The organism is Catenovulum adriaticum, from assembly GCF_026725475.1.
GTDB lineage: Bacteria > Pseudomonadota > Gammaproteobacteria > Enterobacterales > Alteromonadaceae > Catenovulum > Catenovulum adriaticum.
In genome coordinates this window covers 444,790-457,533 of sequence record NZ_CP109967.1, presented here as the reverse complement: position 1 = coordinate 457,533, position 12,744 = coordinate 444,790, and the positions used below count along the sequence as shown (strand labels likewise).

9 protein-coding genes are annotated in these 12,744 nt (G+C 38.4%); 6 read left to right on the top strand and 3 right to left on the bottom strand.

Annotated elements, in window-relative coordinates:
* Nucleotides 1-50: 50 nt before the first annotated feature.
* Nucleotides 51-776 (bottom strand): IclR family transcriptional regulator, encoded by a 726-nt coding sequence (locus tag OLW01_RS17745; protein ID WP_268076840.1) that lies wholly within the window; start codon nucleotides 774-776, stop codon nucleotides 51-53.
* A 297-nt stretch (nucleotides 777-1,073) separates the two neighbouring features.
* Here OLW01_RS17745 and OLW01_RS17740 point away from each other — a divergent pair, with 297 nt between their 5' ends.
* Nucleotides 1,074-2,162, top strand: a complete 1,089-nt coding sequence (locus OLW01_RS17740; RefSeq protein WP_326498612.1) for a glycoside hydrolase family protein — start codon at nucleotides 1,074-1,076, stop codon at nucleotides 2,160-2,162.
* Nucleotides 2,163-2,174: 12 nt separating this feature from the next.
* On the top strand, nucleotides 2,175-5,243 hold the full coding sequence (locus OLW01_RS17735; protein WP_268076839.1) for a glycoside hydrolase family 2 TIM barrel-domain containing protein: 3,069 nt from the start codon (nucleotides 2,175-2,177) through the stop codon (nucleotides 5,241-5,243).
* Nucleotides 5,244-5,389: 146 nt separating this feature from the next.
* On the opposite strand, the gene OLW01_RS17730 is transcribed toward OLW01_RS17735, so the two are convergent.
* Complete coding sequence (locus OLW01_RS17730) at nucleotides 5,390-6,157, bottom strand: haloacid dehalogenase type II (RefSeq protein WP_428980207.1); 768 nt, start codon at nucleotides 6,155-6,157, stop codon at nucleotides 5,390-5,392.
* A 110-nt stretch (nucleotides 6,158-6,267) separates the two neighbouring features.
* Here OLW01_RS17730 and OLW01_RS17725 point away from each other — a divergent pair, with 110 nt between their 5' ends.
* The 3 genes from OLW01_RS17725 (at nucleotide 6,268) to OLW01_RS17715 (ending at nucleotide 8,822) form a co-directional block, all read left to right on the top strand.
* Nucleotides 6,268-7,146, top strand: a complete 879-nt coding sequence (locus OLW01_RS17725; RefSeq protein ID WP_268076837.1) for a LysR family transcriptional regulator — start codon at nucleotides 6,268-6,270, stop codon at nucleotides 7,144-7,146.
* A 141-nt stretch (nucleotides 7,147-7,287) separates the two neighbouring features.
* Nucleotides 7,288-7,725: a hypothetical protein gene (locus OLW01_RS17720; RefSeq protein ID WP_268076836.1), complete on the top strand. Its 438-nt coding sequence runs from the start codon at nucleotides 7,288-7,290 to the stop codon at nucleotides 7,723-7,725.
* A 38-nt stretch (nucleotides 7,726-7,763) separates the two neighbouring features.
* Complete coding sequence (locus tag OLW01_RS17715) at nucleotides 7,764-8,822, top strand: site-2 protease family protein (protein ID WP_268076835.1); 1,059 nt, start codon at nucleotides 7,764-7,766, stop codon at nucleotides 8,820-8,822.
* Between the two features lie 85 nt (nucleotides 8,823-8,907).
* Here OLW01_RS17715 and OLW01_RS17710 read toward each other — a convergent pair whose 3' ends face one another.
* Entirely contained in the window at nucleotides 8,908-9,984 is a 1,077-nt protein-coding gene (locus tag OLW01_RS17710; RefSeq protein WP_268076834.1) for a polysaccharide lyase family 7 protein, read from the bottom strand.
* 366 nt (nucleotides 9,985-10,350) lie between these two features.
* On the opposite strand from OLW01_RS17710, the gene OLW01_RS17705 reads away from it, so the two are divergent.
* A complete protein-coding gene (locus OLW01_RS17705) occupies nucleotides 10,351-12,666 on the top strand; it encodes a chondroitinase-B domain-containing protein (RefSeq protein WP_268076833.1) in 2,316 nt (771 codons plus the stop codon).
* Nucleotides 12,667-12,744: the final 78 nt, after the last annotated feature.

Genomic DNA, 12,744 nt, shown 5'->3' with positions numbered 1-12,744 from the left:
GTTTCGTTAGAACACAATTTATACAGCAAAGATCAACACGTCCCAGTAAACTAGTGGGCAATTTCGTTTATTTGTTGGGCAACTTGTTTTAGCGGTTGCACTAATTCTGCAACTGAATTTTCAGGGATCCAACCTGAAAGGGCAATAGCGCAAAAGGCTGGTTCACCCACGGCAACAGCTAAAGTATGTTTATCTGTTTGGGTTTGTATATAAGAATAGCCTTGTTGTCTGATTTGCTTAATGCTAGCCATAAAAGCTGAAAAATCTTCACCAAAACCTTCTATATGCTTGTGTTGATATGTTTTTTCAATGTAATGGTCGGGTTGTTCTGCCAGTAAAACCATACCAACTCCCCCTTTAGATGCCGGGTATAAACCCAAGCGTCCGAGTGCGTTGACTGATTCCATACCTGGGGCTGCGTGGTATAAATAGCTGACATGATCACGCCATAACATACCCAGAGCAATAATCAGGTTGTATTTACGTAAGGATTCCAGTGGTTCAATAATTTTGTTGATTAAACCAGAAGCAAATAAGGCTTGAGCTGATAATACATGCATGCCAGAGCCAGATGTATATTTTCGTTTTGAGGTTTTGCGGGCAATGCCAATATGATCCAAGGTTTGCAGCAACCGGTTGACTCGAGTTGGTTCCATATCAAGCTTTCTGGCGAGCTCGCGACAGCCAACAGGGTCTTTTGATAAAGCAAGTTCCTGTAATGTTGCAATGCCATCAATTAAACTTTGGTTTAATTGGGGCTTTTTTTCATTAGTCATTTAATTTAGTTTTTATGGCGCAGTTTGGCTTAAATTTTAACACGCCTCTGGATAATGTAAATTTAATCCGCTATGGAGATATTTTGACTGTTGTAAATTGATAAGTGCGTTTAATTAAACTTAAGTTGAGCCTAACAATAAATAAAAAATGTTTTACATATAGCAACAATAATGTAATATAAATTAACTATTTTACTGGTGAATTTTAATTGTGTTTTTATTTTTGTGTATGAGTAAAAATACACTGCACAAAAATATAATATTAAAAACGGTTTCCTGCATAACAGGATAAAGGTCATGATGATGAAAATTTTTATAATATCGGCACTTTTACTCTGCCTAACGGCTTGTAGCAGCACAACAAAAACTGAACGAGAAATAGCGCTTGAGCTATCTAAAATGATGAAGCCTGTACCTGAATCCGCAATTTTTAGCGACCCTGATTATTTTATTTGGGGTGCGAGTATGGTGGAAGGAGATGATGGGCAATATCATTTGTTTTATAGCCGTTGGCCGAAAGAATATGGTCATAATGCTTGGCTTACCCACTCAGAAATTGCACATGCGGTTGCTGATAATCCTTTAGGGCCCTATAAACATAGTGATGTTGTTTTGCCCGCTCGTGGAAAAACATACTGGGACGGTTTAGATACACACAACCCAACGGTACATAAATTTGGGGATAAGTATTACCTATACTATATGGGCAATACTGGAGACGGTAAGGTAATGAAAGGGTTTAATTATTCTCATCGTAATAATCAACGTATTGGGGTAGCTGTTGCCAATAGCCCAAATGGTCCATGGCAACGATTTGACAAGCCTTTAATTGATGTTAGCCCAGATGACAATGCCTGGGATGCATTAATGGTGAGTAACCCATCTATAACCCAAAAACCTGATGGCACTTATTTAATGGTATATAAAGCCGTGGCCAAACATAAACCCCTGCCCGGAGGCGGTCCGGTTGTGCATTTGGTGGCGACCTCTCAGTCACCAACGGGTCCGTTTATTAAACACCCTGATCCAGTATTTACTGCTAAAAATGATAAATTTCCAGCAGAAGACCCTTTTATTTGGCACCAAGATGGTGAGTTTTGGGCAATTGTAAAAGACATGCGTGGTGCTTTTACTAAACAAGGCAAATCATTGGCTTTATTTAAGTCAAAAGATGGATTTGATTGGCATAAAGCGGATAACCCTTTGGTTTCAAAAATTGAAATTAATTGGCAAAAAAATGGGATTGAAAAGATAAACCACTTAGAAAGACCACAGCTTTGGCTTAAAGATGGTACACCTGCTGTCTTATTTTGCGCCGCTGACAGAACGCGTGAACATTCGTTTAACGTTCACATTCCGTTACTTGACCCCGAAGAATTAAAATAAGTAGGTCCATTTATGTTTTTTTATCTTAAGTTAGCTTTTTTGTTGTCTGTTATTAGTTTAATGGGTTGCTCTGGAACAAGCGAGCAAAAAAAGGACGTTGTGCAGCAGTCTTATGTGCTCAGCGGCGATTGGAAATTTAATACTTTTTTGGGTGATGGCTCCAATTATCGGGATATTTCACCAACAGATAAAGATATCATTATTGATAATACAGACACTGATTTAGTGGAGTTAAATGGCGATTGGAAAATAGGCAAAGAGGGAGCTCGTGGCTCTAGGCAGTGGGGCAATAGTCATGTATATCATTGGTCTAAAAATAATGATCATAGCCATAACGCTAAATATTATTTTCCAGAGAACTTAGCTGCTGGCTACTATGAGCATTTTATTTATTATCCGTTTGGATTCGGACTACACAATACTTTCGCTGTCAAGCATAGCGGAGGACTAACTAAGCATGATATTAATCAGCGTAATAGAGATGGTCAGTGGGTAAGTTTAGGTATTTACCATATCGATGCCCATAAAAAGCATTACGTTTCAGCAGCACCAAGTAGTAAAAGCCAAGTGATTATTGATGCGGTAATGTTGCGTCCTATTGATGAAAAAGCCTATTTACAAGCTGAGAAAAACAAAGCTTCTGCACCTTTAATAACAGTTGATGACAGTACATGGTATGACTTAAAAGTGCCTGGTCATTGGGGCATGATTAATAAATACAGCACCTATACCGGTAAAGGTTGGTATCGTAAGCATTTTGAGCTACCTAATGATTGGCAAATTAAGAAAAACGAAAAGTTACGCTTGCATTTTGAAGGTGTTTATCATTTCGCTACAGTTTATTTAAACGGTGAATATGTTGGCAGTCATCAAGGCGGATTTACACCGTTTGAAATTGATATTACTGATGCTGTAAATACAAAAGGTAATAATATTTTAGCCGTTCAAGCTGATAACTCTCCAATGGTAGGTGCGACTTGGAACTGGGGCGGTATTATTCGCGATGTCAGTTTGGTTAAAACTCAAGATGCCCGAGTCACTTATCAATATATTCATGCTGAACCAGATTTAAAGAAAGGCACAGCTGCTCTAACTATAAAAGTACGTATTGAAAATGTAAGCTCAGATAATAGAACGTTTAATTTTAGTGGTGATATCAGCTACGCAGGTGAGCAAGCAGTACTAACTAATTTACATTCTCAAGTTGAAGTTGCTGCCAATAGTATTAAAGAATTTGAGTTAACGAGCGCTTTAAGTAAAGAGCAAGTTAAGTTATGGCATTTTGATAGACCTAATTTGTACCATTTAACCAGTCGTATTTCTGAAAATGATAAAGTGGTTCATACTAAAAAAGATAGGTTCGGTATTCGTAAAATTGAATTAACTGAAACTCAAATGTTATTAAACGGAGATCCTGTGCGAATTGGCGGTTACAACAGGGTTAGTGATCATCGTTATTGGGGCTCTTCTGAGCCATATGAATTGTTGGCGAAAGATGTTGAATTAATGAAAAATGCTGGCGCTAATTTTATGCGCATTATGCATGGCACACAAAATAAAAAGCTTATCGAATTATGTGATGAAAAAGGCATCTTATTATTTGAAGAAATTAATGTACGAGAATTAAACAATCCTGAAATTGTTGCGCCTGACTACCTGATTACAAAACAGTGGGCAAAGGAAATGGTTGTACGAGATATTAATCATCCAAGTATTATTGGTTGGAGTGTTGGTAACGAATTATCCCATCATTATCAGTATGTCGAGACTATGGTGAAATATGTTAAAGAAGAATTAGATCCACACAGATTAGTAACTAATGTGAGTAATACTGGTTATTATAAAAATGACACCGCTGAAAATGATCCGCTTGGTTTAAGCGATTTGATGATGCAGAACATTTATCAAAAAGATCCTGAAAAAGTGATTACTACTATTGCTGAACGTTGGCCCAATAGACCATTATTTGTTTCTGAATACGGCTTAGAACGCTTTGAAAATGCAAGTTTAGATAATGATTATCCTAACTTTAACTCGTGGCATGAGATGTTACGTGGACGCAATACACATGTTGTAGGTACATCTATTTGGTCGTTTAATGATTATCGCAGCGCATATGCTCAAACATTAGAAGAAGAGAACCGTTCTTGGGGTATCGTTAATGCATGGCGTCAAAAGCGTCGAGGGTATGCCACCTTGCAAAAAGGATTAAGTCCGGTGAAAGACTTTGAATTAACTCAAATCGATTTAAATTCAGGTCAAGCTCACGTTGAGTTTATGGTTAGAGGGGCTAAAGATTACCCAAGCTATCGAATGCAAGGCTATCAGCTAAGCTGGCAGCTACTGGATGCAAAGGGCGAAGTATTGGCTGAGCACCATAAAGACTTGCCTTTATTAACGCCTAGTTCTGGCCGCTGGTCAGATACAATTCATTGGTCAGCCGATGTGACAAAACAAGTGAGCCAGCTAGCGGTGAAGCTTTTGTCGACGAATGGTTTTACCCGATATACATATACCCACGACTTTACACTACCAAAGCAAGCTGAAATTGAAAATTTGCTGACAGGCGTTGACGATTCCGGCAACCAAAAAGTGCGAGTATTTATTGGCGATCAAAAACCGGGTACTCAATATTTTGCAAAACTCACGCAGCAAAATGGTCAAATTTATAAGAGCAAAACCACAATTGACCCATACATTGAACTTGATTTACCCAATAATGCAGGTGACGCTTCTGTCGTATTAGTTGCGATTAATGGCGCTGGTGAAGGTAAGCCGTCTCGTCCTGCGAGAGTTAAAGCGTCTAAACAATTATTGCCGCCCGTTATCTGGCACTCGATGATTCGGGATCAAAAATTTATTTTGGGCTTTGATGGCAAGATTGACGATAAAAGCTATAGGTTAAGGTATGGTGAATCAGCGGATAAACTCGATAAAATATCGACGACTTCCGGCCGGGGAATGATAGTTGCTGATTTAGCCGATGGCCAGAAAACGGTTTATTATCAATTGCAGCGAACCACTGGTAAAACAAATAGTAGTTGGACGCCCGTTCAAACTCATTCGTTATTGGCAAAATGAACTCATTAAATGAATTAAAATTAAAAACGGTTGGCAGCATATTGCCAACCGTTTTTGTTTTAACCTCAGCTCGGTTTAATCAATTGAATGCTGGCTTTCTTTAATACATGGGCATGAATTAGCACGTACGCCGAATATTCAACCACTTAATACTTTTTTTGTAATTGCTTAGCCAGTTCGTTGACGTCATTTACGATGTAATCGGGCTGTTGTGCAAGTGGATAGAGCGCTTTACCCGGGCGAGCAATAAAAGCCGTTTGCAGGCCTGCGGCTTTGGCTCCTGCTACATCCCAGCCATGTGCAGCAACCATTAGTGCTTCATCTGGTTTAACATTCAGTTTCTTTAATACCCACTCGTACGCACGTAAATCCGGTTTATAAATTTTAATATCTTCAATGCTGTAACGGTTGTCAAAAAAATGAGTCAGACCTGCGTTCTCAAACTGTGTTTTAACGCCGTAATTAGATGAGTTTGTTAAACTAACCAGTTTAAATTTTTGTTTTTTTAAGTTGGTTAAACCTGATTTTACATCTGCATGAGGCGGTAAGTTTAGTAGAGGTGTAACAATGGCAGTTTTCGCTTGCTCTGGGGTTAAATCGATTTGATTATTTTTGGCTACCATCATGAGTGCTGCCACGCCGATTTCTCCAAAATCCTGATAATCACCAGATACAGTTGTGACTAATGAATGGTGTAACATAGTTGAAAACCAAAGTGGCAACAGCTGTTGTTGGCCAGCTAAAGCTTTACCAACTGATTCCCGCATGTTTTCTAAATCTAGCAAGGTTTCATTTACATCAAAAATAATGACCTTGGGTTTTGGAAGAGGTTGTGTATCTGCCATTACGTTTGCTCCAAAAAAAGAAATAATGAGTGTTAATAGGGATAGCACAGTTTGCTTACGTAGTCGCATTAATTAAGTCCTATTGTATGAAAATTATCGACAGTATATAGTTTTATAAAGTTAAATGAACAGGCTGAAAGTGAAAGCTTTGTTCGAATAAATTAAACACTGGGGATGTTGTGTATAACCTAAATGATCTAGAAACATTTATTGCGATTGTGGAAAACAGAGGCGTGTTGGCGGCGGCCAGTAGTCAAAGCTTATCACCCGCTACGGTCAGTCATCGGCTAAGCAAGTTAGAAAAGGCATTGTCGACAGTGTTGATCTTTCGAGATAGTAGAAACTTTAAGCTTTCTCCAGCTGGTGAGGTATTTTACCAGCGCGCTGGCGAAGTAATTCAAGCTTTGCATGACGCTGAATATCAAATTGGTGCACGTGGTTCATCTGTCAGTGGTTTGCTAAGAGTAACAATGCCGCCTTGGGTCTTTTCTAAATATGTGATGCCAAACTTATTGAATTTTGAGCAGCAGTATCAAAATTTAAAGCTAGATTTTTTAATTACCGATCAATTGGTTAATGTCGTGGACGACGCTCAAGATGTGGCGATTCGGGTTGGAAAATTGTCAGATTCTGGGCTATTAGCAAGAAAGCTGGTTGATAATCACCGATTGTTATGTGCCGCCCCAAGCTATATAGAAAAATATGGCTTGCCAAAAAATGTAGATGAATTGGCGGCACATTATTGGGTTTGCTTACCTTGGCAAAGACAACTGAAATTGCGTCAAGGTAATAAAGTGGTTCACTTTAACGCGCAAACTCGGTTTACTATTTCTAATTCAGACAATATGACACAAGCTGCACTTGCAGGGCACGGTATTGCCATTAAGTCCTATATTGCGATTCACGACGAACTTAAAAGGGGTCGTTTGGTTGAGGTTTTACCCTCTGTATTAGCAGACAATCAAGCGCCCGTTTGGTTTTTAAAGCCGCAAAATAGTTTAACGACTCGTAAAACAGAAGTATTTTATTCATTTACGCAGTCGATTTTTACGATATGAACCGAGTTTAAGTCATTATTATATTTATTGGTGGCTGAATGCGGTTAATCTACGTGCACTATTAATCGCTTAGCGTTGGTTTTGCAGCGTTATTATGCTTGATTGAATATTTATCGCTTGAGTTAGTGCTGAGTCAACTTTATGATTACGCATTTTTCCAATACAGCATTGAGTATTATGAGTAGCACACCAGAAAACCAAACTACTGAGTTAACTCCCTTTCAGCAATTAAGTGAGGATATTCAACAAGGTAAGCTTGATGAATCACACTTTATCGCCGAATTTTTAAATACCAAATTTTATATCGCAATTAATAAAAAATTTGATTCCGATAAACCTACCTTTGATTATTTAGTTTATCAGTCACAACAAACGCCAGATGCATCGACTGTGGTAATTTCAGAAGATGAAAACTACATAAAAAATATGGGTGCGACCGATATTTTATTTGTGAAAGGTGGCGATATTATTAAATCACTCCACCCTAATTTAGAAGTCGCAATTGCTTATAAAGGTGGTGGTATTGGGATGTCGGTCGGCCGAGTCAATTTTTTAAAGCGGAACGTTCAACTTAAATAACGGTTTTAATAACGATTACTATTTAATGAGTAAAATAAATGCAAATTTTAGCGCTTGAGCTATTCGGGCAGCCTTTAGTTTTATCTATGGATGAAAACGCAATTCAGCGCCTTTACTGGGGTGAAAAAGTGGTGAGTCAGGTCGATTTAAAAAGCTTGAAAATACCAGAAGTTGTACACAGATTTGAATTAATGCCACAACAGCAAAGTCATCATATGAGTTTAAATATGCAGATGACAGATAAAGGGGTTAATTATCAATTATGGCAAGATAATCAAAGGCTGAATTCAGGCAATTTTTTTAATCCTCAATTGCAGGTTGAATCCGCTAAACCCAAAACCCGTTTGTTTGGCTTAGCGGCATTAGGCTTTAAATTATTTAAAAGCGCAAAATTAATTAAAGTGGCATTGGCAAGTGCTTCTGTTGCGGGTTACGCTTGGTTATTTTCATTTGAATTTGCTTTGGTATTAATTGCCTGCTTGGTCGCGCACGAATACGGTCATGTTAGAGCGATGCAATATTTTGGGATAAAAACAAAAGGTATTTATTTGATTCCTTTTGTGGGTGGTTTGGCCGTTGCCGACGATAAAATTAATACTCGCTGGCAAGATGTGGTGATTTCAATTATGGGCCCTTGTTTTGGCCTGATAATGTCGATTGGGTGCCTAATTTTATATGGGATGACGGGGTTAGAATTGTTTGCCGGTGCAGCGGTATTAGGTTCATTGTTAAATCTGTTTAATTTATTACCTATATTGCCACTTGATGGTGGTCATGTGATTAAAAGCATTAGCTTTTCAATGCGGTCTTGGATTGGTTTATCTGTTTGCACCGCTGGCATTGTATTGGGCGCATTTATTAGTTATTTGTTTGGATTATTTTTATTAGTTTTCTTTTTAATATTTGGTTTAATTGAAACCGCAGTGCAGTGGCAGCAACGTCATTTGTCTCACTTATTGCCTTTAGACAGGTATGGTCAAATCTTTTCGGCCGCTTGGTATGTTTTAGTTTTGCTGGGGCATATTGGGGTTATTTATGCTTTTGCTGATTCTGACAGTGCTATATTAAGTTTACCATTGAAAATTTTAAGTCAATAGACAGAGTTAATAAACAGCAAAAAAACAAGGTAGCCTAGCTCAGCCATTAAGTGGCCGAGTTAGGCTAATTGAATATTTTGGCAGCTTATTTTGGCTCAGTAGATGGGCTGAGCTTTAGTTTGGTGAATGTGACTTGAGTATAATCACCGTTTTTCTTGTCTGTTTCCCAGTCACCCGTACCAGGACAGGCTGTATACCAACCGCCTTTTGCATCTTTTGAGCTACATTGGTTATAAGCACCCGCTTTAAAATAATGCCAATCACCTGTGTAACCATAAGGGTTATCAAGCTCGTCAACTTTACCGTAAGCATCTACATTGTTTGATAAATCAATAGCATATTTTACCGTTGGTTTATTTTTTGCCGTAAAGGTTAAATGCATAATGCTGCCATGTACATTAATTTCGTAGCTAAATTCTTCACCCAATGCGATGCCATTTTCGCCTGGGTTTTCTGGTGATTTCCAGGTATGCCCCCAAACAGGATATGCAATATCGGTACGGTTAGGATCATCCTTTGCTAAATTACGTTCGTAATTCCAAAAAACAGAGCCCGTATTATGTTGCGGCCATTTCTTGTAATACACTTTGATTGGCTCGTTACCCCAGCCAAACCCAAAGTTTTTATCAATTAAATTTTGATCTTTACCGGCATGAATTTGCCCCACCACAACTGAAAATGCGGGTGGTTTATTTGGATATTTGGCGCGTTTAGCAACGTGATCTACTTTTAACGAGGCTTCTAATTTACCACCTACTGAACCAAATCGTTTTGATAAAGGATGCGCAGCAATGGCAAAATTATTAAGCGGATATTTGGTTTTAATATTAGTATTAGTGCCGCGGATCATCTGGCGCAGTTCGCTTCGCGTATTCGATGAATTTGCTGTGGTAATCGCTTTATTGGGTGCTGCAAATACCATATTTTCGTCTTCGTCTAAATAAAAGAAGTCAGGGTGACTGTAATCTTTTAAGCCCTTTACACTGACTTCGTCAATTTTACCATCTTTGTTGCCATCCATAGGCAGCGTAATTTTCCACTGGCTTAGATCAAATTTGCCTGCTGGCACATTAGCCGTTTTGCTTTGATCATCTGACGATGTATTTGCACAAGCAATTAATAGCGCCAATGTGATAGGCGCAACCAAAGTTATTTTTTTCATGTATAGCCTCTTTGATAGTGACATTAATCGTAATTTGTAAATTAAATTAATAATAATTGTTGAAAAGTATATTACATATTTTGTAGTTGAATTCATACTTTATTTTTTATTTGTTTTACAATTTAGGTTTGTTTGAGTGTTTGTGCCAAAGGTTATAGATGTATTTTATTAACAATTTTACGATTTTGAATAGATACTAAATATAATATTCTACCCAAAATAGCGTTATTTAGGTTGTTTTATCTATTTTTTGTTCTGTTTTTTTTAAAAATATGTTGACTTTGGTGTTTTACAAATTGATACTTATTGTAAGTCAATTTCGTTAATCTCGTTTATGCTAAGTCAAAAATCAAGTAGGAAATAAATATGAATAAAAAATTAATAGCAATATCGGTTGCTGCCTTATTAACTACCGGCTGTGACGGAGTTTACGATAACTTTGGTCCGGCAGATTCACGTGGCACAATAGAAATTAATGGCCAGTCAGAAGTTGGCCAAGCGCTTATGGTGACGGTTGCAGATGATGATGGTTTAAGCAATGCAGTTACTTATACATGGATGGCTGATTCGACGGTTATCGAAGGGGCAACAGAAAGTACTTATACGGTCACCGCAGCCGAAGTAGGGACTGCAATTTCAGTTAGAGCGGAATACGTTGACGATAGTGGTAACGATGAAAGTTTAATTATTAAAGCACCAGCGATCGTGCCAGAAATGACCGCTGATGGGGTAGTGATGATTTCAGGTATACCAGATGATGGTGTCATTGCATTTGGCTCTGAATTAACAGCTAATGTAAGCGATACTGACGGTATTGATTCGACGATTAATTACCAATGGTGGGCTGATGACAATGAGATAAGCGGTGCAACGGCACAAAGCTATACAACCACAATGGCTGATGTTGGTAAGCAAATTTCTGTGCAAACAACTTACACTGATAATTTAGGTTTAGTTGAAATGCCGGTGTCAGATAAAACAAATGCGATTGTTGATCCAACGGCGTTTAGTTTAACCATGAGTCAAACTGATGATATTACGGTTGGCACTGAATTAGTTGCGACTTTTGGTGGTGTAGATGCAACTGCCGCATTTCAATGGTATGCAGATGATACTGAAATCAGCGGTGCGACCGCTCAAATTTATACCGTAACAGCTGAAGATTTAGAAAAAACATTATCAGTTACTGTAACTTACAACAGCGGCAATAAAACCTTAACCCAGCAAGCAAATGATGTAGTTTATTCGACTGTTGTTACCAGCGGAGCTGAGTTAGTGACGGCAGTTGCTAATGCCGCTGAAAACGATGTTATTGCACTGGCAAGCGGTGAATATGTTGATGTGGGTTATGATGCAAATTATGCCGGAGATTTAACAACTTATGGTGTATTGGTTTCAACCAATGGCGTTAAATTAACGCGCACTAAAAACAGTGACGCGGTTATTAAAGGTAGAACTTGTATTGCGCTTAAAGGCGATAATACCATGGTAGATGGGTTAGTTTTTGAAGAAAATAATGCGCTAGTACCAGATGCAGGTTCAAATGAAACAGCCTGTGAATCTTCAAGTTCAACAGATGCGATGTTACTGCTTAATGGTGATGGTGTCATCGTTCGTAATTCAATATTTAAAGATCATGTTGGTGGCACAGGCTTTGACTGGATTGAGTTAAGAGGTACCAACAGCATAGTTGAGCGTAATTTATTCTCTGGCAGTGATTCAGCCAATGATAAGAGTGGCCCAATTTCAATTTATATCAATACAGACGTTGATCAAGATCAAGGCAATGTAGTTCAATATAATCACTTTACTAATATTACCCCGAGTAGCAGCGCTAATAGTGGTGCTTATGCTATTCAAGTTGGCCGTTCAACAGGTGACGATTCTAAAGGGGTTGGTCAACATACAATTCAATACAATCTATTTGATGGGGTGGAAGTAAAAGAGCGTCTCATTAAAGTACAAGGCGGCGAAAACACCATTAAAGGCAATACCATAATTAATTCAGTGGGCATGATTTCACTTGAAGATGGGGTGTTTAATACGGTTTCTGACAATATTATTATTCCAGGTGAAGGGGTTAAATCAGGCGGTATTGCCTTATCAGCATTAGGCCATACCGTTACGAACAACTATATTGCTGAAGATGCTTATACAGGCGGTGATCGTGGTGGCATTTTTATTCATGACGATATGTTAGATAACAGTGGGAATGAAGCTGCGATTGCAACTTACACAGGTGCTGAACTAGCAGTGACTATTAGTAACAATACACTCGTTAATGTAGCCCAAGCCGTTGGTTTTGATGATAGAGATGCAAGTTGTGTTGGATTTCCTCCGTACTTAAATACCAGTAGCAATTTAATTGCATCGACTGCTGACACCAGTTTAAGCAAAATGGTTGGCACTGAATCGGCTGATTTTAGTGGTCTTGGATGCTCGTTAAATTCAAACTCAACCAAAACTGACAACCATGTATTTGTTTCAGACATTACAGACGGCGGTACGGTTGATATTTCAACAATGGTTGGAAATGCTGGCGAAGCAGGTTTAACAACGAATGCACAAGGTTTATATAATGGTTCAGGTGCTCAAGCTAATATTGGTGCCGATGCAAGCCAGCTTTATGTTATTTCAGCTGATGATGTTGGCCCTGGTTCTAGTTGGACTGCAAATGAATAGTAAGCAATAGGCGAGCTATTTTTGCATCTAAAAAACGACAGTTGATCTAAATTAACTGTCGTTTTTTATTTACATGCA